This is a genomic window from Clostridium sp. MCC353, from assembly GCF_018785315.1.
Taxonomy (GTDB): Bacteria; Bacillota; Clostridia; order Lachnospirales; family Lachnospiraceae; genus CHH4-2.
In genome coordinates, this window is sequence record NZ_WQPN01000013.1 from 77,578 (window position 1) to 104,167 (window position 26,590).

Annotated in this window: 24 protein-coding genes; 4 read left to right on the forward strand and 20 right to left on the reverse strand. The window is 45.3% G+C overall.

The window, feature by feature from the left end; all coding sequences use genetic code 11:
* Positions 1–2 precede the first annotated feature (2 nt).
* Positions 3–1,010, reverse strand: coding sequence for a LacI family DNA-binding transcriptional regulator (locus tag GPL15_RS03275; RefSeq protein ID WP_215695977.1), 1,008 nt, complete (start codon positions 1,008–1,010; stop codon positions 3–5).
* A 17-nt stretch (positions 1,011–1,027) separates the two neighbouring features.
* Entirely contained in the window at positions 1,028–2,680 is a 1,653-nt protein-coding gene (locus GPL15_RS03280) for an alpha-glucosidase (protein ID WP_215695980.1), read from the reverse strand.
* A gap of 354 nt (positions 2,681–3,034) precedes the next feature.
* Between GPL15_RS03280 and GPL15_RS03285 the strand changes: the two genes are divergently transcribed.
* Positions 3,035–6,337 carry a hypothetical protein gene (locus GPL15_RS03285; RefSeq protein WP_215695982.1) on the forward strand — a complete coding sequence of 1,101 codons (3,303 nt, stop codon included), beginning with the start codon at positions 3,035–3,037 and terminating at the stop codon, positions 6,335–6,337.
* Between the two features lie 61 nt (positions 6,338–6,398).
* On the opposite strand, the gene GPL15_RS03290 is transcribed toward GPL15_RS03285, so the two are convergent.
* The 6 genes from GPL15_RS03290 to GPL15_RS03315 form a co-directional block, all read right to left on the reverse strand.
* Positions 6,399–6,770 carry a hypothetical protein gene (locus tag GPL15_RS03290; RefSeq protein ID WP_215695984.1) on the reverse strand — a complete coding sequence of 124 codons (372 nt, stop codon included), beginning with the start codon at positions 6,768–6,770 and terminating at the stop codon, positions 6,399–6,401.
* Positions 6,771–6,817: 47 nt separating this feature from the next.
* Positions 6,818–7,225, reverse strand: a complete 408-nt coding sequence (cdd, locus tag GPL15_RS03295; RefSeq protein WP_215695986.1) for a cytidine deaminase — start codon at positions 7,223–7,225, stop codon at positions 6,818–6,820.
* 115 nt (positions 7,226–7,340) lie between these two features.
* Positions 7,341–8,243, reverse strand: a complete 903-nt coding sequence (locus GPL15_RS03300) for a YitT family protein (protein WP_215695987.1) — start codon at positions 8,241–8,243, stop codon at positions 7,341–7,343.
* Between the two features lie 214 nt (positions 8,244–8,457).
* Positions 8,458–9,246, reverse strand: a complete 789-nt coding sequence (locus tag GPL15_RS03305) for a GNAT family N-acetyltransferase (RefSeq protein ID WP_215695989.1) — start codon at positions 9,244–9,246, stop codon at positions 8,458–8,460.
* 126 nt (positions 9,247–9,372) lie between these two features.
* Complete coding sequence (locus tag GPL15_RS03310; RefSeq protein ID WP_215695991.1) at positions 9,373–10,026, reverse strand: HAD family hydrolase; 654 nt, start codon at positions 10,024–10,026, stop codon at positions 9,373–9,375.
* A gap of 169 nt (positions 10,027–10,195) precedes the next feature.
* Positions 10,196–11,887 carry a phosphoenolpyruvate carboxykinase (ATP) gene (locus GPL15_RS03315; RefSeq protein WP_215695993.1) on the reverse strand — a complete coding sequence of 564 codons (1,692 nt, stop codon included), beginning with the start codon at positions 11,885–11,887 and terminating at the stop codon, positions 10,196–10,198.
* Between the two features lie 172 nt (positions 11,888–12,059).
* Here GPL15_RS03315 and GPL15_RS03320 point away from each other — a divergent pair, with 172 nt between their 5' ends.
* Positions 12,060–13,031: a pectinesterase family protein gene (locus GPL15_RS03320; protein WP_215695995.1), complete on the forward strand. Its 972-nt coding sequence runs from the start codon at positions 12,060–12,062 to the stop codon at positions 13,029–13,031.
* 80 nt (positions 13,032–13,111) lie between these two features.
* On the opposite strand, the gene GPL15_RS03325 is transcribed toward GPL15_RS03320, so the two are convergent.
* The 7 genes from GPL15_RS03325 to leuD all read right to left on the reverse strand — a co-directional run bounded on the left by GPL15_RS03325 (position 13,112) and on the right by leuD (position 19,021).
* The gene (locus GPL15_RS03325; RefSeq protein ID WP_215695997.1) at positions 13,112–13,576 is read right to left on the reverse strand and encodes a YhcH/YjgK/YiaL family protein; all 465 of its coding nucleotides are present in this window, start codon (positions 13,574–13,576) and stop codon (positions 13,112–13,114) included.
* Positions 13,577–13,649: 73 nt separating this feature from the next.
* A complete protein-coding gene (locus GPL15_RS03330; RefSeq protein ID WP_215695999.1) occupies positions 13,650–14,498 on the reverse strand; it encodes a cell wall hydrolase in 849 nt (282 codons plus the stop codon).
* Positions 14,499–14,929: 431 nt separating this feature from the next.
* Entirely contained in the window at positions 14,930–15,397 is a 468-nt protein-coding gene (gene ybaK / locus GPL15_RS03335) for a Cys-tRNA(Pro) deacylase (protein ID WP_215696001.1), read from the reverse strand.
* Positions 15,398–15,412: 15 nt separating this feature from the next.
* Positions 15,413–16,660 carry a 3-isopropylmalate dehydratase large subunit gene (locus GPL15_RS03340; protein ID WP_215696003.1) on the reverse strand — a complete coding sequence of 416 codons (1,248 nt, stop codon included), beginning with the start codon at positions 16,658–16,660 and terminating at the stop codon, positions 15,413–15,415.
* 59 nt (positions 16,661–16,719) lie between these two features.
* Positions 16,720–17,211, reverse strand: a complete 492-nt coding sequence (locus GPL15_RS03345) for a 3-isopropylmalate dehydratase (RefSeq protein WP_215696005.1) — start codon at positions 17,209–17,211, stop codon at positions 16,720–16,722.
* Between the two features lie 80 nt (positions 17,212–17,291).
* A complete protein-coding gene (locus tag GPL15_RS03350) occupies positions 17,292–18,536 on the reverse strand; it encodes a 3-isopropylmalate dehydratase large subunit (RefSeq protein WP_215696007.1) in 1,245 nt (414 codons plus the stop codon).
* 2 nt (positions 18,537–18,538) lie between these two features.
* Positions 18,539–19,021 (reverse strand): 3-isopropylmalate dehydratase small subunit, encoded by a 483-nt coding sequence (leuD, locus tag GPL15_RS03355; protein WP_215696009.1) that lies wholly within the window; start codon positions 19,019–19,021, stop codon positions 18,539–18,541.
* Positions 19,022–19,139: 118 nt separating this feature from the next.
* Between leuD and GPL15_RS03360 the strand changes: the two genes are divergently transcribed.
* Positions 19,140–20,021, forward strand: coding sequence for a LysR family transcriptional regulator (locus GPL15_RS03360; RefSeq protein ID WP_215696011.1), 882 nt, complete (start codon positions 19,140–19,142; stop codon positions 20,019–20,021).
* Positions 20,022–20,682: 661 nt separating this feature from the next.
* Here GPL15_RS03360 and phnX read toward each other — a convergent pair.
* Genes phnX through GPL15_RS03385 form a run of 5 tightly spaced genes read right to left on the reverse strand, consistent with a single transcriptional unit; the run spans position 20,683 to position 25,961 of the window.
* Positions 20,683–21,456: a phosphonoacetaldehyde hydrolase gene (phnX, locus tag GPL15_RS03365; RefSeq protein WP_215696013.1), complete on the reverse strand. Its 774-nt coding sequence runs from the start codon at positions 21,454–21,456 to the stop codon at positions 20,683–20,685.
* Positions 21,446–22,546 (reverse strand): 2-aminoethylphosphonate--pyruvate transaminase, encoded by a 1,101-nt coding sequence (gene phnW, locus GPL15_RS03370; RefSeq protein ID WP_215696015.1) that lies wholly within the window; start codon positions 22,544–22,546, stop codon positions 21,446–21,448. Before phnW ends, phnX begins: the two co-directional genes overlap by 11 nt.
* 22 nt (positions 22,547–22,568) lie before the next feature.
* On the reverse strand, positions 22,569–23,549 hold the full coding sequence (locus GPL15_RS03375) for an extracellular solute-binding protein (protein WP_215696017.1): 981 nt from the start codon (positions 23,547–23,549) through the stop codon (positions 22,569–22,571).
* A 2-nt stretch (positions 23,550–23,551) separates the two neighbouring features.
* Complete coding sequence (locus tag GPL15_RS03380) at positions 23,552–25,216, reverse strand: ABC transporter permease subunit (protein WP_215696019.1); 1,665 nt, start codon at positions 25,214–25,216, stop codon at positions 23,552–23,554.
* Positions 25,209–25,961 carry an ABC transporter ATP-binding protein gene (locus GPL15_RS03385; RefSeq protein ID WP_215696021.1) on the reverse strand — a complete coding sequence of 251 codons (753 nt, stop codon included), beginning with the start codon at positions 25,959–25,961 and terminating at the stop codon, positions 25,209–25,211. The genes GPL15_RS03380 and GPL15_RS03385 overlap by 8 nt, the downstream gene beginning before the upstream one ends.
* Before the next feature lie 145 nt (positions 25,962–26,106).
* Between GPL15_RS03385 and GPL15_RS03390 the strand changes: the two genes are divergently transcribed.
* Positions 26,107–26,256 carry a hypothetical protein gene (locus tag GPL15_RS03390; RefSeq protein WP_215696023.1) on the forward strand — a complete coding sequence of 50 codons (150 nt, stop codon included), beginning with the start codon at positions 26,107–26,109 and terminating at the stop codon, positions 26,254–26,256.
* The last annotated feature ends 334 nt before the right edge of the window (positions 26,257–26,590 follow it).

Here is a 26,590-nt window from a genome sequence, read left to right on the forward strand (position 1 = left end):
TTCTAATTTTTCGTCGAATCCCTGATTATCAGTTTCGTTCCCACCAGAACCTGTTCCAGAGAATCGGGATCATTTTTCTTCTTTTCTATCATTTTTAAAATCTCTTCCACCAGTTTGGGAATGTTCTGTTCTATGCAGCTCAGAGGAAGGATACAGACCTCCGGCGGCAGAATGTTGTCAAAGCAGATCAGGGAAACATCTTCCGGAACCTCTTTTCCCGCCTCTTTTAACGCCTGGTAAACCCCAAACATGGAGTAGGCGTCTCCTGCCATGGCCGCGTCAAATTCATATCCCTGTTCCATAACTTCCCTGCACCGTTTGTAACAGCTCTGATAAGTGCTCAGTTCCATCTCATAATAATGTTCCGGGCCGAATGCGGCTCCGTACTTTTCTAACGTATCCCTCAGCCCCCTGATTTTAAGCTCGTTGCTGACGATATCCTTAGGGCCTCCGAAATACGCAAATCTGCGCGCCCCCCGGTCCGCCAGGTAGGCCGCCGCTTCGCATATGGCGCTGTAGATGTCGGAATTGACGGAAGCCGCCTCCACGTCCCGGTATCTGGTCCCTATAAAAAAGTATGGAATGCGGTTTTTATCCAAAAGCTTTAAATACTCCGGATTGGGATTATTCCTTATCATGGGATAAATGACCGCGCATTCCACCCGGAATGAAATGAACTGTTCGATCATCTCTTTCTCATATTCCCGGTTGTCTCCCGTGGTGGCCAGGATCATCTTATATCCGGCCGCTTTCAGGGCGGCTTCGATCTCCTGCACCAGACTGCTGTAGAAAACGTTGATGATGTTGGGCATCAGAACGCCGATCAGCCTGCTGCTCTGCCCCGCCAGGCTTCTGGCGTTGACGCTGGGATAGTAGCCCATCTCCCTTGCCAAAGCCTCCACCTTTTTCCTGGTTTCTTCATTCACTCCCGGCCTGTGGTTAATGGCTAATGATGCCGTCCCTTCCGAAACACCTGCCGCTTTTGCGATATCCTTTAACGTCACTCCCATACTGTCTGCTCCTGTCTCTATGCCAAACGGTACACTCTGGCCTCATAGGGTAAAAGCCGGTCTGTCACCTGATTCTCATAATTGGACAAAAGGAGGCTGCCGTCCTTCACGAGCCCGGATAGCTCCGCCCTTCTCTCCCGTTCTGAGTAGTTCACAGCCACCAGCCATTTTTCCCCTTCATAGGTTCTGGTATAAATGATCAGATCCGGGTCGTCCTGATTCATCTGTTCATAGGTTCCATATACCATAACCGGGTGCTTTTTCCTCATGGAGGTCAGAATCTTATAGTAGTTCAGCACTGATTTTTCATTTTTTTCTTCATATTCGGCGTTGATCTCCGTGTATCTGGGGTTCAAATGCATCCAGGGGGTGCCTTCTGTAAATCCAGCTTCCCGGCCGGAAGTCCACTGCATGGGCGTTCTGGCATTGTCCCTACTCATCATTTTCAGAGAATCCAGGGCTTCCTTGGGATCTTTTCCGCTTTCCACCATGGTCTCATATTTCCCCACCGTATATTTCTCATTATAATACTCAATGGAAGGAAAATCTACATTGGTCATACCCAGCTCCTCGCCCTGGTAGATATAAACAGTTCCCGGGTGGGTGTGCAGTAGGGTTGCCAGCATGGTGGCGGATTCATAACGGTAAACGGTGTCATTTCCAAATCTGGAAACCTGTCTGGGGGTGTCGTGGTTGCTCAGATACTGGGTGATCCAGCCCTTCTGCTCCACCACGTGATACCATCTTCTCTGCACCTCTTTATAACCCAGGGTATCCACCAGAACAGGGTTCTTAGCGATTTCAAAATGGAATACCATGTCGATCTCTTCATGTTCTTCTTTCACATAATCGATGGCGATGGCCGCGTCCACATTCCCGGTCTCTCCCACAACCATGATATCGTACTTACTGAACACTCTCTGATTCAGTTCGTGAAGCAGTTCATGGATTCCCGGCTGGTTGGCGCACATGGTCCGGTCCACCACATATCCATATACTCCTACCGGAGGAGTGGGCGGATTGGGGGAATCCGGCAGGCCTTTGGGCTTGACCAGGCGGTTGACGGCGTCCATCCGGAATCCGTCCACTCCCAGGTCCAGCCACCAGCGCATCATTTTGCACATGTCTTCCTTTAAGTCTTCATTGTCCCAGTTTAAATCCGGCATCTTTTTGGAATAATTGTGGAGATAGTATTCACCGGTGGTTTCGTCGTATTCCCAGGCCGAACCTCTTCCCTCATAGAAGTAATTCCCCCAGTTGTTGGGCTCTTTTCCGTCCTTTCCTTCTCTCCATATGTAATAATCCCGGTAAGGGCTGTCTTTCGAAGACTTGGAATCCACAAACCACTGGTGTTCATCCGATGTGTGGTTCAGCACCATGTCCATGATCAGCTTCATTCCCCGCTTATGCACTCCGTCCAAAAGCTGTTTAAAATCCTCCATCGTTCCGTACCGTTCATCAATGCTTTGGTAATCGGAAATATCATATCCATTATCCACGTCCGGTGATTTATAAATGGGATTGAGCCAGATCACATCCACTCCAAGGTCCTTAATGTAATCCAGCTTCCGGATAATCCCCTGAAGATCACCGATTCCATCGCCGTTCGTATCCAGAAAGCTTTTTGTGTAAATCTGGTAAACAACCGCTTCCTTCCACCATTTCTTCATTCGCGTCCTCCTTTTTAAAGCGCTTTAAATACTTGTTGGTTATATATTATCACTTTTTAAAGCGCTTTACAATACTTAAATATTAGTAAATATATACAATTATTTTTGTTGTAAAATCACAAACTTCCAATAAATAAAAAAAGTTTTCCTCCACCGCCTTCTGAATCAGTTACAGGTTCACAATAAAAATAGTATTTTTTTACAAACTTGAAACTAAAGTCTGGTATTTTTTCCATATTATGCTAGAATAATATTGTAATTTATCGTATTTATACGATAAATACGACCAGAAACCTTAAAAAAGAATAAGATAAGGTTCTGTTAATTTTTATACTACATTAGGAGGGTTATAGTATGAAACACGAAAGTAAAAACAGACGGAAACACCGCCGGGCCATTTCGCTGCTGCTATGTACTTCCCTGCTGTTTTCACAAGCGGGATTTGCATCATATGGCGATGAGATTACGGAAATTGTAGAGGAAGATCCGCTGGAACATGTTCACACCGAGGATTGCTACACCGGAAATTTAATCTGTGGCTACGATCAGATCACAGTCGCTACCGGAAGCGATGCGGGTCACGTTCATACCGATGATTGTTATGAACTGTCCTGCGGGTATGAACAGTTTGAAGATGAAGAAGAATTGGAAAATGATCTGCCGGATGATGAATCTGACGACCTTTTGGAAGACGTTCTGCCAGAAGACGAAATTGTGAGTGATGATCTTCTAAATGATGATCTTTTGGAAAATGATCTGACCGAAGATAAATTGAATCCTGATAACCTAACAGAAACTATTGCTGAAAAAGAGACACAGACGAAAATAGAAAAATCAATCCTGATTACGGAATTCAAAGAACTGGATGAGGATGTACAATATCGCAATGTCGAGACATGGACAGGCGTGGATGAACTGAATCTCCCTGAAAGCCTGGAGGCCATGGCATCCTTCTCAGATGAGGAACCGGAACCTGTTGTGATTAATGGTATCACCTGGGAACTGGACGGAGATAACGGTGAACTGGCTGGCGGTGAGGGAGAAATTAATGGTTCGTTTACATTTACTGCGGTTCTGCCAGGACATTATTTAATTGATTCAGGGGTTGAAGCGCCGGAAATTTATGTGCAGGTGGGAAGTCGGCAGGTATTTGATATTTCTGACTATGATGCCAATGACATAAGTGCCTTTCTGAAACTATTGGAAGATTTTCCTGTATTAGAAGAAGGCATTGATAAAAATGACCCTATTACGTGGATTGGATCTGGTTCAAGAGGGATTGTAGAATGGGCGCCCGGTTATCCTCATTTCCTCAAAGCATTAAACATAGATAGAAAAGGCCTGGAAGGGCAATTAGATGTGAGAGCCTTTAAACATCTACAATACCTTAGGTGCTCTGACAATCATTTGACTGAAATTATAGTAGATAACGACTGTATTGATATAATTTCATGTTCTGGAAACAACATTTCTGCTTTGAATCTTTCAGACCAAGCATATCAATCATTAAAGACACTGACTTGTAACCATAATCTGCTGGAACGCCTGGATGTTAGCAAATCAACTTCTTTGAGGGAATTAAACTGTTCTAATAATTATCTGACATCTTTATCTGTGAATTCAGGTATTAATGAACTGAACTGCTCATTTAATGAATTGACCGCATTAGATGTGAACAATTGTTCTTACCTAAAAAAGCTCTCTTGTAACGATAACAAACTTGAGACTCTCACTTTAGTTTCAAGCAGATTCCCAAATGCATTAAAAATTTTAAAGTGTGACAAAAATAAGCTAACTTCATTAGACCTGACAAAACTAACAAATCTGGGTACTTTCACTTGTGAAGGAAACCCTTTAAGCAGTCTTACATTGCCAAACGAAATCACAATTACTAACGCCCCCGTTGATAATGGAATTTCAAAAATTACTGACATAGGAAATGCAAGTTCCCAATGCAGCATAACATTAAAAGCCGAACCAAATAATAACTACAAATTCTCCGCATGGAACTGTAGTGCTTTATCAAACCAAGATAAAACTTCAAATCCGATTACTTTTACTCCTACTTCCGCCACTGAGATATCAGCCGTTTTTGTTGAGGATAACCCACTTCAAGATGTGAAGAATAAAATTGAAGGCCATACTTCTTATACGGCTACCCAATCAGAAGTGAATACCCAAGATGCCGTTAAAACTTGGCTTTCAGAGCAGATTAACGCAATTGAAGGTATGGATGATACCGGAATAACAATTACCGCTGATAGCATCATCATCAACAGCTTTACCTCTGCAATAGCCGGAAATGCGGATAACGCGAACGGAATTAACGGTAGTTTTTCATTTACTGTCACTCTGACATATAATGGAACCACCGATGCTACCAAAAAAATTGACGGAGTTATCACTGCCGCTGCTTACAGCAATCAGACCAATACAGAACTTGTTGCTGCCGCAAAATCCATTATAGAAGGAACTGCCTATTCCGTATCCCAGGCAGATGCCAACACACAGACAGACGTAAAAACCTGGCTTGTACAAACAATTAACTCATTGCCCGGCTACAGTGATACCGGAATTGCCATAACTGCCGACAACATTGACATTTCCTCTTTTAACGCCGCCACAGCAGGTGATGAGGACAATCATAATGGATCAAACGGAACCTTTACTTTCCAGGTAACACTGCAAAAAGGTGCGGCACAGGATGCAACAGCCGCCATCACTGGTACAATTGCCGCCCAGCAATACGTTCCATCCGAAAACCCGGACGATAATAAACCAGACGACAACAAACCAGATAACAAGCCGGATGACAACAAACCGGACAATAACAAACCAGACGACAACAAGCCGGATGACAACAAGCCGGACGATAACAAACCAGATAACAACAAACCAGATAACAACAAACCGGATAACAACAAACCCATCCCCGACAATTCCGGCTCCTCAACCGACAACAGTTATTACGACAGCGATGATTCAGACAGCGACAGTTATTACGACACCCCTTCTCTTACAGCAGAATCAACGCCTGTAACTGCTGAAATCATTGTGGGACAACCGGATAACTACGGAAATACCGTCATTACAGCCGGTCAAATCAAAGATGCGCTGAACGCCGCCAGACGGGAAGCCCGTCAAAAGAAAACACTTAACAGCGGGGTTTCCGTCACCGTCAGGTTCCCGGAAGGCATTACCCAGGCATCCATTGATCCAGACGGATTAAGCCACTTATCCGCCTCAGATGTTGCATCCGTTTGTTTTGATTACAAAGGTGTTTCTTTCACATTTTACCAGGACACCATCACTGCTATGAACGGACTTGCAGCCGATTCCATTATATTTGCGGCAAAACCAGTTTCCGGCCTGACCGGTGAATCGCTCACCGCAATCAGTACTTATCCGGTATACGAACTGAGCGCAGCCTATATGAAAAATGGGGTTTTGATGCCGCTGACCACGGTTGGTTCCGTCAACGCTGCCATTGCCTATACACCGGGCGCGTCAGAGGATATCAACGCTTTATACGCCGTATCTGTAGACAGCTCAGGAAACGTACACAGGATTCCTGATTCTAAGTACAATCCGGCAAATTCGGCCGTATGCTTTACTGTCAACAATTTTTCGACAATCGGTATCAGCAGCATAAAATAGCTGTTCCATTCATGCACAGAGCGCCGGTTCCACCAAAATGGAACCGGCGCTCTGCAGCCTTTTATTCGTTTAACCACTGTGTCCCCGAGAACTCCAGCAGCCATTCTTCCATCTGAGCAACGACCTCAGCCTTTTTCCGTGTTTCCAACTGACGCAAAGGATTTTCCCAGTCCCCATCCTTAACCACTACCAGCCGGAAATATCCGTCCGGATCTCCATCCGGATACCAGCCCAAATCAAGTCCGACTTCATGCTCATATACCTTATGATCTTTCTTTCTCGTCCGGCGGTTCCGGATATAAAGAATATCCTGTACAAACTGAAAATTCCATATTTCATCTGCTGTTTTCGGTACGTCGTCCGGTTCCAGTTCCGTCAAATTGTTAAATAAAACTTCCCAACCGCTTGGGATTCTGATAGGTTGTAATTCCATTGGTATCCTCCGATTTTAATAGGTCTTATTTTACCAAAAACTCTCCGTTACTCCAAATATTCCGGTCCGAAACTTTCCGGCAAAAGCTGTTCCAGCGTATACACCTTATAGTCCTCCGGCGACTTGGGAAGAATGATTTTAAATGTTTCCGGATTACAGAATTCCCTCATCACCTGGCGGCATACCCCACATGGAGCACAATATCCGCTGATAATTCCATCCCGTCCGCCGCAGATTACAATGGCGTCAAAGCTGCGTTTTCCGTCCTTGACAGCATGAAAAAATGCAGTCCTCTCCGCGCAGACAGTGGCGGAATACGAGGCGTTTTCAATGTTGTTCCCAATATATACGGTCCCGTCGCTGCAAAGCAAGGCTGCAGCTACGTGAAAATGGGAATAAGGCGCATAGGAGGACGGCAATGCTCCTATGGCTTGTTTGATTAAATCCTTTATCATTTTTCAGTGTGTCCTTTCAGATTTTCGGATCAGATGCATTACGGTTAGTATACCTCAAAATCACCTTCCAAACAATACACATCTCAAATTTCTCATCCTGTTTTTTCATCCTGGGTTATAGTTCACGGCTCACCGCACCTCTCTCTAACCGCCTGTCCCGGGGATCATCCAAAAAACCTTCCCCGTAAACTTCCTTTGTCTCCGAAACAATCACAAACGCTCTGGGATCGTAATAATCAATAATTCCTTTGACAATATAAAACTGTTTCCGATCCACCACACACATCAACGTATTCCCCTCTGCCTTACTATAAGCGCCCCGGCTTTTCAAAAACGTAGCCCCACGGTCCAACTGGTTCATGATCTCTTCCGCAATCCGTTCATTTTCAGATGAAATAACCGTCACCATGGTGCCCTTATTCATACCATACAAAATGGCGTCTATGGTCTGTGTCGTGCACACCAGGGAAATGATTCCGTACAAAGCCGATTCGATATCCCAAAACACGATTACAGAAGCCGTAATTATCATAATATCAATCACCATCAGCGAATATCCCGTCTGCATATAGGGAAACTTCTTCTGAAGCAGTTTTGCCAGAATATCTCCCCCGCCCGTTGTAGACCCCCGCATAAATACAAGGGCCAGCCCAACTCCCACAAAAATACCGCCGAATGCAGACGAAATCAGCCTGTCTCCCAAATACTGGGGAAATACAGGGCTCACAAACAAATCCAGCACCGCGCTCATGATGACCACGGTTTTCAGTGTTTTAACAGTCATGCTCTTCCCTAAAAAAATATACGATAAAATGAGCAGCGGTATATTAATTGCAAATGTCAGCGCCCCGACAGGCAGGCCACTCAAATAATTTACCAGCAGCGCAATGCCTGACGCCCCGCCCGGCGCGATCATACATGGTTCTATAAAACAGTGTACCCCTATTGCCTGGACAAACGCGCTGGCCGCATCATACAAAATGTCTTTCCCAACTTCCTTTTTTCTTATCATTTCCATCTCATTCCACTCCTTCTTCCGTGCAGGCTCCGGAATGTTTTTTTATTCCATAGGGCATGGGGCAGCCTTTTCTATAGAATAAAAAAAGCAAGGAACCAGCCATATCCGGCCAGCCTTGCTTTTATGATGCACAGATTAACCGAATACCGATATAATCCGTGCTTGCACTTCTTTTGATACTTGTAAATCCAGTATACCATTATTTTCTAAAAAATCAATCCTTTAAACCATCAATCAACTGATAGACTGTGTATTCTTTTTCAAACACATATCCCAGCTTCTCCGCCAGCATCACCGACTTTGCGTTGGCTGCATCCCAATTGGGATAAATGCCCCGTTTTAAGCATTCCAGCACCAACGCGGCGCTGCAGGCTAACGCCAGGCCCTGACGCCTGTATTCCGGCCTTGTAGCCACCTCAATCTCCAGCATGCCCGAACTGATTCCATATGCAGAACAGCCGGACACCAGCTCCCTGCCCTTTACAGCCGCAAATCCCAGCCCGTCCATGACAAAATGTTCCGCGTTCAGGAAATTAGAACAGAAGTCCCTGCTCCACTCTTCCTTCAAAGCTTTCTTGTAAAGTTTCTCATCGATCTGTTTGATTTTTATTCCATCAGGCACCTGTTTCACATAGCGCTCCAATGTATCCAAGTCAAAATGCTGTTCATCTTTTTTCAGCGCATATCTGGTAACCTGTCTGAATTCACCTAAAAAGGTGTCTTCAATCCAATCGGCCCACAGCTCATTCTGAGGCGTTAAAAATGTATGCCCGCAGCTTTCATAAATCTGCTCTTTTAATTCCAGCGCGCAGCCGGACTTGGGAGTGACCCCGCGGACAAATGCAAAATCGCCCAGATTGATTAAGCAGAACGGCGGGTTTTCCTTTTTAGGAACCCATACATGCCCCATTCTTCCTTCAACTGCCGCACGAACCAGCACTTCCCTGCTCTCCATGCAGATAGGTTCTACGATATTCAAATCTTCTCGCTTCAATTCTATCATGTGAATACCTCCTTCTCTGTCATACAGACCAATGATTCGTATTAGTATACCACAAAAAGGTACAGAACTGGCATTTTTTTGAATTTTTTCAGGAATCTTTAAGAATTAGCTCATAAATCCAAGATTTTACAATAACACAGCGGAAAGATCCTCCACTGTTTCTGCAATATAATCCGCGCCTGCCCACTCCAATTCCTCTCTGTCCCCATAACCATAAAGCACGCCAATGCATTCCACTCCAACCTCTTTTGCCCCCATCACATCGTGCTTCCTGTCTCCTACCATAATAACATCTTTAAGATCCGTGATCCCGTTTTCCGCCAGCACATAGCGGATTACATCAGCCTTTTTCACACGGGTTTCCTCCATATCCGCTCCGCCGATAAAATCAAAATAATGATCCATGCCAAAATACTTCAGAATCTTCACCGCGAACTCTTCCGGTTTAGAGGTTGCGACCATCAAGTGTTTTCCGGCATTTTTTAATCCGGCCAGCATTTTGTCAATTCCCGGATATTCTTTATTTTCCATCCAGCCCGTAACAGAAAAATACTCCCTGTATTTATAAACGCCTTCCTGGGCGTCTTTTTCGTTAAATCCATAGAATTCCATATAGCTGTCCTTTAAAGGCGGCCCAATAAACGGGCACAGCTTATCCAAATCTTCTTCTATAATACCATAGGCCTTTAAAGCGTACTGAACCGACTTGGTAATCCCCTCTTTCGGGTCGGTCAGTGTTCCATCCAGATCAAACAGTAAATATTTTTTATCCACCTTCATCTCCTGCTTTCCATATCGTCATTTATATCGCCATTTACATCGTCATTAAACCAGGTTCTATAGAGCCGGCTTCCAAAAAAATACTGCCGGTTCAGCCCTTGCTGCAGCATAAAAAAGCAACAAAAGCGGTTGACTTTTCTGTCAACCGCTCTTTATTATAGCATAGATATTAGTTTAATTCATCAACAACTTTCTGAATTGCTGCTAATGCATCATCAGGAAGTTTGTCATAACCGTCTTTTTCAACTGCAAATGCTTTGATTTCATTTACACGGTCATTCATACGGGCTTTCAACTGGGAAACGTACTCAGTATCGTTCATATCCGGTACAAATCCTTCCCAATCCATGATCTCGATATCAGAGAATGGTCCCCACTGTTTGAATTCAGCTTTCTTCTCAACGATTGCTTCCAGAATTCCTAAAGTATCAGCAGGTTTAACTTTCTTGCCCATGAAATCGCCGGTGTTGATAATGTAGCAGTCTACATTCTTCTCGGCTACTAACTTTTTGAACTTCTCATAGTCGTTAACTAACGGATAGGTTCTGAATGGGTTTGCATAAGGAACAACAACCAGTTTGTTAGGATCAACGCCTTCTGCAAGTCTCTCAGCAGAGGATCTCTTTGTTGCAAGAGTAGCGCCCATTACGGAAGCTAAAGAAGCACCTTTTAATTTAACTACTGGTGGAATGGTAGGATCTTTCATAATCCAGAAAATAGCATTAACTGGAGATTCGATCTTATCCACACGGTTTGGTGACCATAATTTGGACTTGATAGCACGTCCGTTTCCGTTACGGATATCTTCTGTAACTAACTGGATCTTGCCCTCTTCGTCTAAGGTTACACCATTGTTCATAACTGTCAGAAGATACTTGTTGTCATCACAGCCGGTTGGGTAGTCCTGTGTTTTATCAAAGTAAGTTGGCTCTAATGCTACAGAAGCACAGGTATCTGTGTTGATGATAAATGCATCATCATGAAGAACTTTGATTGCGTATTTGTCATTGTGTTTTGCATGTGTAATTGTGGATTTACCGGATCCTGACAAGCCGTATACAGAAGCAACATATTTTGTTCCGTCTGCTAATGTGTACTCTTTCTGTCCGCCGTGGCAGGAAGCATAACCGTTACGGTTAGCAATTGCCCAAGCCATGGTTAAAGTACCTTTCTTATGCTCGCCGAAATATCTCATGCCTAAGATACAAGCACAGTTCTGCTCTGTATTGAAGTAGCAGAGTGTCTTAGGATCGCTTAAACAGCTTAAATTCACACCTGGACGGTCGGAACCGTTCCACTGAGGATCGGAGAAAATATAGATGTCAGCTTCTTTTCCATCTCCAACCGGTTTGGATTCTTTGTACATCTTTACATATTCATCTGCCATATACTGGAAGTTGAGCATCCAGGAGTACATGATGTTCTCTTCGCCTTCCGGAATCAACAGATGAGCTTTTACCATAAATTCAGGATCCAGACCTACGTAAACTTCAGCATGATACATGGTTTTCCAGCGTGATTCATACACTGCGTCCATGGCAACTTTGTCAAGTTCCGCACAGTTCACTCCCGGCTCACCTGCAATACGGCGTGCCGCTGCGTAACGGCCTGTAATTGCTCCGTCATTGAATAATAATACTTTTGCGTCTGCATCCAGACCGAATTCATCACCTCTGTAAACAGGCATGTCCGTAACAACGGTACCTGGAGAGTTCTTAGCCAGTTCGTATGCTTCTTTTAAAGAAGTTACCTTAACAACGTTATTTCCGTAAAATGCACTTTCAATAATTGTTCTGGTTTTAGAAAAACCAGGCTTGCCAGCGCCAATTTCATTAATTGGGTAAAATGCTTTAGTTGACATCTAAAATCCTCCTTATGTAAATCGAAATTTGTTCTTATTATCTCACTTTGTGAATTAAAAGTCAATAATTTACTTGCAAAAATATAAGAAAAATAATATATTTAGTATAGGTTTTGAATTATGTATACAGTATATAGAATCCACGATTAGATTCAGAAAGAGAGATGAACAAATGATTCACATTTCGAAAGATGGGAACGGCGATTTCACCTCCGTTCAACAGGCGCTGGATACCTTGCCGAAAGACAATAAAGAAGACATTATTCTCTTGGTCCGGAAAGGCGTTTATGAGGAACAGATCACGGTCAACACTCCATTTGTTACACTGATAGGAGAAGGGCCTTCTCCTGAAGATGTGGTACTCACTTATGATCTCAGCGCCAGACAAGTGATGCCGGACGGTCAAAAGCGGGGAACCTTCCGCTCCTACTCCTGCCTGATTGACACCCACGATTTCAAAGCCGTAAACCTGACCTTTCAAAATACGGCCGGAAATGCGGATATGGCCGGGCAGGCTCTGGCTCTCTATGCCGACGGCGACCGGCTTCATTTTCAAAACTGCCGGTTTATCAGCGGGCAGGATACTCTGTTTACCGGCCCCCTGCCGCCAAAAGAACTTGAGCCCAATGGTTTTATCGGCCCAAAACAATTTTCCAGACGGGTCAATGGCCGCCATCTTTACGAACACTGTTATATAGAAGGGGATATTGATTTTGTCTTTGGAAGCGCCACCGCCTATTTTGACCAATGCACCTTCCACTCCACTCCCATTGACCGGGAAATCAACGGCTATGTGACGGCGGCTTCCACGCAACAAGGTCAGGCTTATGGATATGTTATGAACCAATGCAGATTTACCACCAGCGCCTGTCCTGACCGCAGTGTCTATTTAGGGCGGCCCTGGAGGAATTATGCGAAAACAGTGTTGGTTAATTGTTACATAGGCCCACACATTCACCCGGAGGGCTGGCATGACTGGGGCAAAACAGAGGCCCATGATACCATTTTTTATGCGGAGTATCAAAGTTATGGACCAGGGGCGGATATGGAAAACAGGCCTGAATGGGTGGTACGCCTGAAGGATATGGATATAGAGCGATACAGTAAAAAAGCGGTTTTAGCCGGGGGAGATGGATGGTTTTAACATCAATGACCTGGCCATTCGCACAAAAGGGTGAAGGCATTTCGCGAAATGCCTTCACCCTTGATGTTAAAAAAAAAATATTATTTCTCTCTGATCTTCACAATTACTTTCTTAATCGGCGCCGGTTCTCCATTGGCTGCCTTTGGTTTATGTCCATCCCATGGATTGAAAATCATGTACTGGCCCGCTTTTACAACAACCTGAAGTCCCGGGTTCGCATTGTCGTAGAATATTACATCCTTATCCGGATTATACGGAACCTTAACATTCAGTTCATCGATCGGAGCATAGGTCATCACCTCTGATCCTTCAATCACATACTGGATATCGGTATAATTCTCATGCGCTTCGAATTTGGCTTCATCCCAAGGAATGGTTGTATACTCTACAACACTCGCAAATACATCGCTTCCGTCAATTTCATATTTCCCGGGAGCAAGTGCAGCAAGATCCGTGTTCTTTAAGAATTCAACCGCTTTCGCATATCTTCCGCCGATCCCTAAATTCTTGTAAAAATCTAAATTCTGTGTCAAATCAAAAATCATGTCCTCATTCTCCTTTTCTATGTATAAACTTTCATTATGATTATACACCTAAAGCAGAAACTTTCTCAATCATTTATTTGAAAAATTCATGTCTTTCATGTTGGAACAGATATGTCAGGTGTCTGTCAAACCAGCTGACCGCACTGGAACGCGACCCGTTCCGGTACATAAAATATAAAGCTCCCTGGGAATAGTCTTCCCCTGCAAGCGCCCGGTCCACACAATCAATGGTCTGCGCGCTCACCTTTACACGGTTAATTGATCCGTCGGATACCGGAGAAAACTGTGATTTCTGATATACGACATCGGTAATATTATCAGGGAACTCCCCATCTCTCACGCGGTTTAAAATGACGTTGGCCACAAGAATCTTTCCTTTTTCATCACAGATTCCGGCCTCTGCCTGTACGATCCTTAACAATACCTGATAATCCTCATCTGAATAGGATACCACGGCCGCTGCTCGTTTGGCTGCCTTTTCTTCTTCAATCTTTCTGGCTTTCTCCCTGGCCTGAGCTTCCATAACCATCTCTTTTTTGATCTTTTCAATCTCGGCCTGAGCAACTAACTGGCTTTCCTGTTGTTCCTGAATTTCTTTCGTCAACAAATCTCCAACTACTAATTGTCCCTGTCGCCTCAAATCAGTAAGTCCAACTTGTATTTTTGCTTCCGTAGCAATGAATGTCTCTTCAGATTCATCCAGTATCTGGTTTTGTTCTTCCTCCGCTGCAGGATCTTTCGAAGCCGCAAGCGCATTTTTTCCGCCTCCGCCAAAACCACTGGAGTTAAATGTAATCACAGCGACAACTGCCAGGCCGGTAACCAGCACAGCTGAATTGCGGTACATTTTTTTTGTAACATTTACCACTAATGATTTAACAAATTGGTAAAGTCCCTGAAGAAACGATTGAAGTGTAAGCATAGATACTCCTCTTTTCTTGATCTTCATAAAAATTATGGCGAATTTTGGTGATTTCTCCCACTTCGCCTGCTATTTTCCGGGTGACTTCGGTAATTATATGGGACGGCGTAACTGAAAGTCAATAAGTTTTTTTCAATTTTGTTAAATATTTCATATCTCCAAAAACTGCCATACAAATTTATTAGAACATATACACTATTTTTTTCCACTAATCAGTATATATATTATCTATTTTTTACACATCACTGTTACAAAAGTATTACATAATTGTTACTTATTACAGCATAAAAAGCATGTCGCTTTTTAGCTCCATGCTTTTATGTCAACTTTTTTCCATTATAAACCAATAATTCTGCAGCAATTCAAGTATCGTAAAAATGATAAAGAAAGCAGCGTCAAGCCCGCTTGTAAGCAGATTTCTTTGTCATTTTTCACACCAGCCCCGTAAAAACAGCGCCCACATATTCCGCCAGTTTTTCCGGGTTTATGATGATCTGTTTTCCCCTAACGCCTGCGCTCACCGCTATTTTATCGAACAGCACAGCTGTTTCTTCTATATAAGTAGGGAACTTCTTTTTCATGCCGATCGGAGAACAGCCGCCTCTGATATATCCGGTCACAGGAAGCAGGTCCTTCATATGGATCATCTCCACCTTTTTATCCTTCGCAGCCTTTGCGGCCTTTTTCAAATCCAGCTCCTCGGCAACCGGAATACAGCAGACAAGGTAGCCTGTTTTTTCACCTTTTAAAACAAGCGTTTTAAATACACTTTCCGGATCCTGCCCAATCTGTGCAGCCGCGTGGACACCTGACAGATCATTTTCATCCACTTCATATTCTTTCACTTCATATGGAATTTTCGCGGCATCCAACATCCGCATTACATTCGTTTTTTCCAAAATCCGGCACCTCTTTTATTCAGGAATTACGATCTTCCCGGCCGCCGCGCAGGCTGCCGCCGTCTTAGGAGACGCCAGATAGATTTCCACCTTAGAAGTTCCCATGCGGCCCAAAAAATTACGGTTATTGGTTGCCACAACCCGTTCTCCATCGCTTAAAATGCCTCCGGTCCTGCCGCAGCACAAACCACAGCCGGGGTGGGTGATCACAGCGCCCGCCTCTGCCAGCGTTTCGAGGACGCCGCACTCCAACGCTTCCCTGTAGATCTTCCGGCTGGCCGGTGTCACAATCAGCTTCACATAGGGAGCCACCGTCTTTCCTTTCAGCACCTGGGCAGCCGCTGCAAGATCCTCCAAACGGCCATTGGTGCAGGAACCGATAAATACCTGGTCTATCTCTGTTCCTGCCAGTTCACTAACCGGTTTAATCTTGTCGACCTGGGAAGGACATGCCATCACCGGCACCAGTTCCTCCGCCTGATAGGTGACTGTTTCCAGATAAACGGCATCGGAATCTCCCTTCAGGCTTTTTTGATAATCATTTAACGAAATTTCACAGTACTCCGCCGTCTTTTCATCAGGAGTGAACAGCGCGCACTTGGCTCCGGCTTCAATGGCCATATTTGCCATGGTCATCCGGCTTGCAACGGTCATCTTATCCACCGCGCTTCCGCTAAATTCCAACGCCCGGTATGTAGCTCCGTCCGCTCCCAAATCACCAATCAGCCGGAGGATCATATCCTTTGACATCACATTATCCGGGAATTCCCCTTCGATCACCACTTTGATCGTTTCCGGAACCTTAATCCACATGGTTCCCGTACCTAAAATACTGGCCATCTCCGTGTATCCGATGCCGGAAGAAAATGCGCCAACGCATCCGTATGTGGTCGTATGGCTGTCCGTACCGAATACCACGTCGCCCGGTTTCACATATCCCGCTTCTGTCATGAGCTGATGGCAGATTCCATCGCTTCTGTGCACATGTTTCATTCCATATTTCGCAGCAAATGCATCGCCCACGCGAAAATGCCTGGTATCGTCCAATTGGCTGGCCGGAACCAGGTGGTCGTAAATCAGCACCACTTTATCAGGATCCCAAAGCTTTGTAAATCCCATTTCCTCAAATTTTTCAGCTACAAATGGTATAAAAATATCATGGATCATCACCCGGTCCACATTGACAGTCACAATATCACCTGGTTTTACCTGGTCTGATCCCGTATTATGCATGATAATCTTTTCAATGATTGTATTTCCCATCTCGTCCTCATTTCCACCGCTGCTGCCTAATTCTGTAACAGTTCAGACGGCTATTCTCCTCAATCCAGCCCGTTCAGCTTTCTCATGGCCTTTACCAGCCCGCCTGCCTCGATAATATCCACCAGATTCTGCGGAAGAGAGGCGATCGGATACTGTCTGCCCTTATAATCTACCTGCTGATTCACAGTCACCTCAATGGTATCCCCTTCAGCCATATCATCATACAGATCAGGCTGTTCAATCAGCAGAAGCCCGTTGTTAATGGAATTACGGAAGAATATCCTGGCAAATGATTTGGCAATCACACATTTAATCCCCAGCTCCTTTATGATCTCAGGCGCCTGCTCTCTGGAAGAGCCGCAGCCAAAATTCTTGCCTGCAACAATGATATCTCCCTCTTTTATCTGTCCCGCCAGTTCCGGCCTGAGTGGACTGAAACCGTACTGTTTCATATCATCTATGGTTTTAAGCGCCAGATATTCCGTGGGAATGATGATATCCGTATCGATATCATCACCCAGAACCCAGACCTTACCTGAAAATGTTTCCATATCCGTCTTCCTTTCTTCTATCCTGCGGCCACTGTTTATTATTCCGCAGCCGCTATCTACTATGCCGCGGCATCTGTCTTTTATTCCGCAACCGCTATTTTTCCGGCAATCGCTGAAGCTGTAACGGTAGCCGCCGATCCCAGATAAACCTTGGAAGAGGGGTGTCCGGCCCGGCCTTTAAAATTGCGGGTTCCCGTACTGATTAACACTTCATTTTCACCGATCACACCCTGGCAGCTTCCCCAGCAGACGCTGCAGTTGGGGTTCATGACAATGGCCCCGGCTTCCATGAAAATATCGATCAATCCTTCTTTTAATGCCTGTTTATACACGTCAAGGCTGGCAGGAACAACCAGGAACCTGACGCTGTCTGCCACCTTTTTCCCTTTGATGATCTGAGCGCCAACTCTCAGTTCGTCGATTCTGCCGTTATTGCAGGAGCCTAAAAACGCCTCGTCGATCTTCACGCCGCACACCTCTTCGGCGGGCACGACATCATCCACAAAATCAGGACGGGCCGCCACAGGCCGGATCTTAGACAAATCAAATGTATACTCCCTAGCATAAACCGCATCTTCGTCACTTTTATAAACCGCCTTAGGCTGGCGGCCATAGGCTTTTAAATACTCCAAAGCTATCTCATCGGCCTCAAAAATACCTGTTTTCGCACCGGCTTCCACCGCCAGATTACAGAGCACCATGCGGTCGTTGACACTCAATGTCTTCGCGCCTTCACCGGCAAATTCCATCACCTGGTAATTGCATCCATTGGCTCCGATTTCTCCAATAATTGTCAGCATCAGGTCCCTGGGATAAACGCCTTTTGGCAGTTTTCCCACCAGATTGAACTTCACGGATTCCGGCACCAGCACCCATGAGGTCCCTGTAACCATTCCATAAAGGAAATCCGTACATCCCACGCCTGTGCCAAAAGCTCCCAGCGCTCCATAGGTACATGTATGGCTGTCTGCGCCAAAAATCAATTCTCCCGGACATACATAGTGTTCCATCATGATCTGATGGCAGACACCCTTGCCCTCCCAAAAATCAATCCCATGTTCTTTTGCGAAATCCCTCATCTTTTTCTGGGATGCAGCCGTCTTTGGATTGTCCGCAGGCACGTTGTGATCCACAATAAAAACCAGTTTTTTAGTGTCCGCAATACGGGGATATTTTAACTGGTTATGATACATATCCACGGTCAAATGTGTAGTTCCGTCGTTGCTCATCAAACGGTCTAATGTCACTGTATGTATATCTCCCGGCTTCACGCTGTCCACGCCTGCCGCCGCCGCAATAATCTTTTCCGCAATAGTCATTCCCATCTCTACGCCTCCTCCTTGTTCAATGATGCGATCAAACCGCCCTGATTTAAGATATTCTGCATATACTCAGGAAGTTTCGTGCAGGAGTACTCTTTCCCATTGGCCCGGGCAATTCCGTCTGTCAGGGACAGTTCCATGAAATCCCCTGTTTTAACTTCGTCTGGAAGTTCCTTGCACACGATAACCGGAAGGCCGATATTAATTGCATTTCTATAAAAAATCCTGGCAAATGATTTGGCAATCACAGCCTCAACGCCCAATGCTTTCAACACGCTGGGCGCCTGTTCTCTGGAGGAACCGCAGCCAAAATTCTCCCCTCCGACCACAAAATCCCCCGGCTTTACCTTGTTTGGAAATTCCGGGTCCAGTGATTCAAACGTATGTACTTTCATCTCTTCAATCGTTGGCAATAACAGATACTGGGAACCGATGATCTGATCAGTATCCAGGTCATTATGAAATTTAAAAATGTTTCCGCCAGACATAAGATAACTCCTCCTAATTATATGTACCATATTCTACTATTTCTGTCTTTACATTCTACCACAGGCACTGATATAATAACAATACATAATATGAATATTTAGTATAATAGGAGGTTATATGGAACAGCATTTGTCGCAGTATAAAATATTTTACGAAGTTGCCAGGGCCGGCAATATTTCCAAGGCTGCAAAAGAGCTGTATATCAGCCAGCCTGCCATCAGCAAGGCCATCAGCAAGCTGGAAGACAGCCTGAATGTCTCCCTTTTTGTCCGGAATTCCCGCGGCGTCCACCTGACCGATGAAGGACAACTGCTGTTCGAGCATGCAAAATCCGCTTTCGATTCCCTGACCCGGGCTGAAAATGAGCTGAAACGGATCAAGGAATTCAACATCGGCCATATCAGGATTGGCGTCAGCAACACCCTGTGCAGGTATATTCTGCTCCCGTATCTGAAGGGATTCATCGACAATTACCCCCACATAAAAATCACCATCGAATGCCAGTCCACCGCCCACACCCTGGCGCTGCTGGAACAGCAGCATATTGATATCGGTTTAATTGCAGAGCCGCCCGGCAAAAAAAATCTGACCTTTATACCGGTCATGGAAATCGAAGATATTTTCGTTGCTACAAAAACCTATTTAAACAACCTGTATCTCCGGGAAGGTTCCGATGCGGATATCTTCCAAACAGGCAATATCATGCTTCTGGACCGCACCAACATGACCCGCCATTATATCGACGAATACTTAAAGGCCTGCCATATCCAGACAAACCAGCTTCTGGAAGTTACCACCATGGATCTTTTAATTGAGTTTTCTAAAATCGGGCTGGGAGTTGGATGTGTGATCAAAGAACTGGTTCAGAGAGAATTGGATGCAGGGATACTGGTGGAAATACCGCTTTCCGTGCCGATCAGCAAGAGGACCATTGGGTTTGCGTTTCATCCGGTATCGCAGTCCAGTGCGCTGGATACGTTTATTGAGTTTCTTTATTGAGTTTTTGATAAGAGTTACGCCGGGAAGAAGGGGACGCTGGGGCGGAGGGGACCGGAGGAACGGAATTGGAGGACAGGTTCCGCCCCTAAGAGATACTATGGCCTTCAAGGACGAAAAAAGACAGGGCGGCGCCCATTCGAGGTAAACTTTTTATGAACTTTACCTCTCAGCGGGCGCCTCAGAAACTGATTCGGTTTTCAGCTTCTGCCTGTCTTTTTTCGCCCTTGAAGACCAAGTATCTCTAAGGGGCTCCACATGCCCTCCAATTCCGTTCCTCCGGTCCCCTCCGCCCCAGCGTCCCCTTCTTCCCGGCTGTGTACTGGCTGTGCTGGTAAAAAAACAAAAAAAGCTCTGCTAATTATGTAAAAATGTGGGGTATAGAAAAAACGGTAAAACTGAACCTATTGTGGATGGAATGGATCTTGTATTTTACGCAAAAGGGGAAGAAAAAATTAACAGAAATTAAAATCACCGCTCTCTCCAATCCAAATATACAAAGGGGTATATTATTTAAAATTATATTTCTTTCTAATATGCATCCAGCGGAAACGTAAGTTTAATTAACAACGTATATTCGATTAATTTGGCCGGAAGCAGCCAGCCGGAAAGTGGACGTGACCCGGGGGCACGTCCGCTTTCCGGCGTCCCCTTCGCCAATAATCTATATCAAAAGTTCCAATATCCCCCGGATATCCTCTATTACATAGTCGGCCCCGGCCTCACGGTATCTGGCCTCGGCCTTTTTCTTCCGTTCGATTTGCTCTTCCTTTGACAGGTTATGGTACTCTGATTCCAGGAGGCCGATTTCGGAACTGCCTTCCAGCACGCCGACGGTGATTACGCCGGCATTTTTGCCTTCCAGAATATCGGATACGGTGTCTCCTGCTTTTATGACGCTGCGGACTGAAGAAATCTGTAATGCTTCCATGTTTTTAAAGATCATATATGGGTAGGGGCGTCCCATATTTTTTACGGAATTGGGGCTGAACCAGGCGTCGGGTTCATAGCCATTGGTTTTGGCTCCGCTTGTGACGATGGCCATCATTTCGTCCGTATAGCCTGTTGTGGAACCGATTTTGATGTTCTTTTTTCTCAGGGCTTCTAAGGTTTCAAGGACGTGGGGTTTGGGGTCTGTAAAGTTGTGCAGAATTCCCAGGAGATTTTTCTCGAACTGGCGGTTCATTTGGTCGATGTCATATTCCGTGAAATCACGGCCGTATAGTTCCTTAAACTGGGCTCCGACCGTTTCCATAGACAGAACGGTTTTGATGTGATCCCGTTTCAGCATACCCATGGGTTTTCTGATCTCTTCCATGGTGGGATTCAATCCCCAGCTCTTAAATATCTCAATAAATGCCTGTACCGGCGCAAAACATCCGTAATCCACTGCGGTTCCGGCCCAGTCCAGTATGACAGCTTCTATTTTATGCTTCATGTCTTTCCTCCGTAAAAAATGCTTTGAATATTCCATATAACTTTAAAATGTCTTCTTCATAAATTTCTCCGATGTTTCCGATTCTGAAGGTGTCCATCTCCGTCAGTTTGCCGGGATAGATGGCGTAGCCCCGCTCTTTTATGTAGCGGTACATTTTGTCAAAGGAAAATCCCTGTTCCGGGTATAAAAATGTGGTGATGATCGGAGACTGGTATTTTTCATCTATGTAAGAACGGATACCCAGTTCTGACATCTTTTCAATCAGCAGCCTGTTGTTGTGGCTGTATCTGGCGTGGCGGGCGTCGATGCCTCCTTCTTCTTTTAACTCCTCCAGGGCTTTTGCAAATGCCAATACCACATGGGTGGGGGAAGTGAACCTCCATTTTCCGTCTTTTTCCATTCCTTTCCACTGGTCGTAAAGGTCCAGGGACAGGCTTCTGGCCCGGCCTTTACATGCCTCCAGTTTTTCACGGCGGGCAATGATGAAGCTGAAACCAGGCACTCCCTGGATGCATTTATTGGAACTGCTGATGATAAAATCAATGTTCCAGTCCCTGACCGGTATATCCACGCCGCCAAAACTGCTCATGCCGTCTACGATGTAGGTTTTTCCGTACTTATGACAGACTTTTCCTACGGTTTCTATATCATTTAAAATCCCCGATGTGGTCTCGCTGTGGACGATGGCCACATGGGTGATGGACGGGTCATTTTTCAGGTATTCTTCTATTTTCCCTGCATCCGGGATTTCGTTGTAGTGTGTCTCATATTGGATATAGGGGATTTTGTGATATTTCGCCATGTCCACCATCCGGTCTCCATAGGCTCCGTTGGTGGCGAACAGTATTTTATCTTCTGGTCCTGTCACACTGGAAATTACGGATTCCACTCCAAAGGTTCCGCTACCCTGCATCAAAACTGCCGTGTAGTCCTCTTCTGTTACATGAGCCAGCTCAAGAAGGTCCTTTCTGATTTTTTGTGTAATGCATTTGTACTCATCATCCCAGGTGCAGTGGTCTGCCATCATCTCCTGCTTTACTGTATCAGTGGTGGTGAGGGGGCCTGGTGTCAACAATTTGTAATGGTTCATTTTAAGCGGTTCTCCTGTTCTTTTATTTGCATCCGTTTGAAAAATCGGTGTGTTTCTTCAAAAGCTCTACGGTCAATGGTTCCGGAAATACGTTGGGATAGGCGGATTTAAGGGCTTCGTCCGCAGCTTCTCCCTCATAAACGGCTAATGGGTAAGTTTTTAAAAGGCCTGCTCTTCCTTTTTGGATGATACACTGGGCCATTTCCATGGCCATAGGGTTGGTTTTGTCCTTTTTATCCAGGACTGCAACCGATTCTGTTAAGGAAAAATTCCCTTCCGGCGGATCCACGAAGTCAATGGGCAGGCCGGCAGTTTTATCGGCTGCCGCCTGATGCCGCAATCCAAAGCCCACAGCCACCTCTCCAGCTCTCACCTTTTTAATGGGCCCTGAGCCGGAACTTTCAATATGGGGACCTGCATTTTTAAAAATTCCAGACAGTACCTGTCTGCCTTCTTCCTCTCCATATGCGCTGATAATTGCCTGAATTAAAAGCCATGCGGTTGAGGAACTGGAAATATCGGTGACAGACACCATTCCTTCGTAAACCGGGTCAGCCATGTCTTTGATGCAGGTGGGCATTGGAAGATTTTCCGATTCCAGCAGTTCTGTGTTCACGATAACTGCCCCTTCCTGGGCGGTAATTGGAGTGTAATAAGAAGGATATTCAGCCAGGGTTTTGTGGTCAAATGTCAGATTCAGAAACATCTGGTTCTGCGCCTGGGCGCTGTCTATGTAGTAGGAACTCATAGTAATCATATCGGCTTCCAGGTTTCCTCCCTCTGCCAGAATCTTTCCACCTAATTCTGAAGTGCCGAAGGTCTGGAAAATGTATTTGTCCTGATATCCGTTCTCGTCCAACGCCTTTTTCATCGCATCCACAGCCTCGTCATCCGCATTGGAATAGATAATCACCTGTTCCTGTTTTTTGCTGCATCCCACTGCTGTGCATACCATGGACACAGCCGCCAGAGATGCTAAAATCCGTTTCATTGTTTTTTTCATAATTAATTTCCTCCATCAGCCGCCATAACGGCTTTTTTGCTTACTTTCTTTATTTCAACCAGCCGCGGCAGGACCTTCAATATCCCTTTCACAGCCAGATTCGTTGCCAGAATCAACAGAGACAGCGCAAATATTTCATCGAATTTGGCAAAATGCTGTAGTTCCTTGATTTTAGTCGTGATGACCATGGTGCGGGCTCCGGCAATGAAAATCACCGCGCTGATGGTAACCATTCCGTTGATAAAATAATATCCGAACACTTCCAGAATGGTGGGGCCTGCATTGGGCGTTACAACTCTGACAATGGTTTTGAACCAATTGTCTCCCATCAGCATGGCTGTCATTTCCCAGGAGCTGTTCATTTTCTCCAGCGATCCCTTCATCATCAGATAGGGTGTGGAAAAAAAGTGAATCACATTGCACAAGATCAGGATTAAAAATGTATTGTGAATGGAGCTTCCTGAAAATGCGAACAAAAATGCAATGCCTAACACCATGCCGGGGATCGTGTTGGTGGTGAGGGCAATGCCGTCCACCGCTGATTTCACCCAGTCGGGCATACTGCTTCTGCCGGTCACCAAAGCCGCCCCATAGGCCACAACAGTGCCCAGGCAGGCCGTGAGCGATGCCACGGCAATTGAGTTTTTATAAACCATGGTCAGGTTTGATCCGTTCATAATCTCCGTAAGTTTTGAGAGGCTGAACGCAATATCATAGGGCCAGCCTTTTACAAACGGTATTACGAAAATCACTGCGAATACGGACAGAATGGCTCCGCAGACCGCCAAAGACCCGGTTCCGAATACGAAATCCCTCAGCCTGTTCTTTTTTATTTCCACCTCGGAAATCTTCGTGTAGCGGATGTTGTAGCGTTCCAGATAGTTGAGAATGAGAATGCTCACCACCGATGGAGCCAGCATGGAAACTGCCACCACAGCGCCATTTTGGAAATTGGGTATGGCCCCCAGCATTTCATTGTAAAGGGTGGTGGCAACCACATGAAATTCCCCTCCTACGGCAGCCGGAATCCCATAATCTGTAAAACTCAAAAAGAATGTCTGTATAAACGCTGCGGCCAATGTGCCGAGAAGGGGCCTGACAATGGTGATCCAGAAGGTTTTTCCCGGCCTGTCTCCCATGATCCTGGATACCACAATGAACTTTTTATCAATATACCTGAATGTATTGTTAATTAAGAGAAATGCAACAGGCATTGTGTAGATCACATATCCGGTCAGCAGTCCGTTAAACCCGTAAATCTCAAAAAACTGCCTGCCCAGAATTTTTGTTATGAGGCCTTGTTTCCCAAAGGAATAGATGATCGCAAATCCATATGTAATGGTGGGAAGCAGCATAGGCAGGGTTGCGGCCAATGAAATCATTTTTTTAATCAAAGGGCTGACATTGGTCTGATTAACCGTATATGCCATAAAAAAGGCCAGCAGCGTTGTGACAAATGCGCTGATTCCTGCTATTAAAAAGCTGTTGCCCAGAGAGTTTAAAAATCCCCGGCTCTGCCACATTTCCAAATAATTAGCAAGTCCCAACCCATCCTGGACTTCCAGGGATTTAAGCGCCACACGGATCAGAGGATAGCCTAAAAATGCGGCGAACAACAGCAGAATCATCAAAAATATGGCCTTGATTTCAACCGGTTTCCTATGCATAGCATTCACCAAACAGGCTGTAGATGTTGTTTCTCTTGATTTCCAACTGGTTTAAAATGAAATTCTTCACGAAATTATTGCTGGGATGGCTGATAATTTCTTTCGGGGTGGAATACTGGGATATCTTTCCCTGGTTCAGTATCAGCACCTGATCGGACAGAGTGAGCGCTTCTTCCGGATCATGGGTTACGATTACTGTCGTCAGGTTGTATTTTCTTGCAATCACTTTAATCCGGTCCTTGATGGATTCCTTAATCACGCCGTCAAGGGCGCTGAGAGGTTCATCCAGTAAAAGAAGTTTTGGTTTCATAACCAGGGTCCGGGCCAATGCCACCCTCTGTTTCTGGCCGCCGGACAATTGGTCGATCCTCTTGTCAAGATGTTCCGATAATCCCAGCAGTTCGATCAGCTCCTCCACCTCTTCCTTTGAAGAGATACCCGGTTTATTCTTCAAACCATAAGTAATGTTCTTATACGCATTCAGATTGGGGAACAGCGCATAGTCCTGAAATACGATGTTAAAATCTCTTTGTTCCGCCGGAAGGCTGCTTATATCCGTGCCGTCAAACAGTATCCGCCCCCCATCCAGCTCTGTAATTCCCAATATCACATTCAACAGCGTGGTTTTTCCGCTTCCGGACGGGCCTAATACGGAAACGATCTGTCCATCGGGTATCTCCAGACTTATTTCATCCAATATGGTAGTTTTGTCAAACGATTTTTTTATTTCCCTTAATTCCAGCATGGTTTCATCTCCTCTTTTCCTAATGCCTTTTCTTTTCAAATCTCTTTCCGATTCGTTCACATTTTACCATTTCTCTTCCATATAAAACAACAAAATGCATTTTAAGCTTATGTAAATTAAACGTAAAAGGGCGTTATGCAACATATTGACGGGAGTAACGCCGGGAATCCTGGGCCGGGGGCGGGAGAGGGTCAAACCGGAAGGCGGCAGGCTGGAGGTGTTGAGGGCGGGAACTATGGGCGTTGGGCTGCTGGATTCGGAGTTAAGATTTTCTAAGGCCCTGGAATTTTGCTAAAAGCGCAGGCCAAAATAAAACAACTCGCGATGAAGCCGCTCAGACAATTTTATTTTGGCCTGCAACGCAAAATCCCACGGCCTAAGAAAAACTAGAACTCCTGCAAATGCAGCCCAACGCCCATAGTTCCCGCCCTCAACACCTCCAGCCTGCCGCCTTCCGGTTTGACCCTCTCCCGCCCCCGTCCCAGGATTCCCGGCTGTGCATTACTACGAATGAGTGAAAATAAAGATTTTATGCAACTGACGTGGGGATTAACAGTAAGGTGTCAAGGCATTTTAGTAAAGCGTCAAGGCATTTTCGAAAATGCCTTGACGCTTTACTAAAATGCCTT

Bases quoted from the DNA above. Each gene is read 5' to 3' on its own strand.
- phnW (WP_215696015.1), bottom strand. From the start codon at position 22,546: ATGAACCATTACAAATTGTTGACACCAGGCCCCCTCACCACCACTGAT.
- GPL15_RS03275 (WP_215695977.1), bottom strand. From the start codon at position 1,010: ATGGGAGTGACGTTAAAGGATATCGCAAAAGCGGCAGGTGTTTCGGAA.
- GPL15_RS03315 (WP_215695993.1), bottom strand. From the start codon at position 11,887: ATGTCAACTAAAGCATTTTACCCAATTAATGAAATTGGCGCTGGCAAG.
- GPL15_RS03280 (WP_215695980.1), bottom strand. From the start codon at position 2,680: ATGAAGAAATGGTGGAAGGAAGCGGTTGTTTACCAGATTTACACAAAA.
- GPL15_RS03340 (WP_215696003.1), bottom strand. From the start codon at position 16,660: ATGGGAAATACAATCATTGAAAAGATTATCATGCATAATACGGGATCA.
- GPL15_RS03380 (WP_215696019.1), bottom strand. From the start codon at position 25,216: ATGCATAGGAAACCGGTTGAAATCAAGGCCATATTTTTGATGATTCTG.
- GPL15_RS03290 (WP_215695984.1), bottom strand. From the start codon at position 6,770: ATGGAATTACAACCTATCAGAATCCCAAGCGGTTGGGAAGTTTTATTT.
- GPL15_RS03320 (WP_215695995.1), top strand. From the start codon at position 12,060: ATGATTCACATTTCGAAAGATGGGAACGGCGATTTCACCTCCGTTCAA.
- cdd (WP_215695986.1), bottom strand. From the start codon at position 7,225: ATGATAAAGGATTTAATCAAACAAGCCATAGGAGCATTGCCGTCCTCC.
- GPL15_RS03300 (WP_215695987.1), bottom strand. From the start codon at position 8,243: ATGGAAATGATAAGAAAAAAGGAAGTTGGGAAAGACATTTTGTATGAT.
- GPL15_RS03330 (WP_215695999.1), bottom strand. From the start codon at position 14,498: ATGCTTACACTTCAATCGTTTCTTCAGGGACTTTACCAATTTGTTAAA.
- GPL15_RS03310 (WP_215695991.1), bottom strand. From the start codon at position 10,026: ATGAAGGTGGATAAAAAATATTTACTGTTTGATCTGGATGGAACACTG.
- GPL15_RS03325 (WP_215695997.1), bottom strand. From the start codon at position 13,576: ATGATTTTTGATTTGACACAGAATTTAGATTTTTACAAGAATTTAGGG.
- GPL15_RS03360 (WP_215696011.1), top strand. From the start codon at position 19,140: ATGGAACAGCATTTGTCGCAGTATAAAATATTTTACGAAGTTGCCAGG.
- leuD (WP_215696009.1), bottom strand. From the start codon at position 19,021: ATGTCTGGCGGAAACATTTTTAAATTTCATAATGACCTGGATACTGAT.
- GPL15_RS03350 (WP_215696007.1), bottom strand. From the start codon at position 18,536: ATGGGAATGACTATTGCGGAAAAGATTATTGCGGCGGCGGCAGGCGTG.
- GPL15_RS03305 (WP_215695989.1), bottom strand. From the start codon at position 9,246: ATGATAGAATTGAAGCGAGAAGATTTGAATATCGTAGAACCTATCTGC.
- phnX (WP_215696013.1), bottom strand. From the start codon at position 21,456: ATGAAGCATAAAATAGAAGCTGTCATACTGGACTGGGCCGGAACCGCA.
- GPL15_RS03345 (WP_215696005.1), bottom strand. From the start codon at position 17,211: ATGGAAACATTTTCAGGTAAGGTCTGGGTTCTGGGTGATGATATCGAT.
- GPL15_RS03375 (WP_215696017.1), bottom strand. From the start codon at position 23,549: ATGAAAAAAACAATGAAACGGATTTTAGCATCTCTGGCGGCTGTGTCC.
- GPL15_RS03385 (WP_215696021.1), bottom strand. From the start codon at position 25,961: ATGCTGGAATTAAGGGAAATAAAAAAATCGTTTGACAAAACTACCATA.
- GPL15_RS03285 (WP_215695982.1), top strand. From the start codon at position 3,035: ATGAAACACGAAAGTAAAAACAGACGGAAACACCGCCGGGCCATTTCG.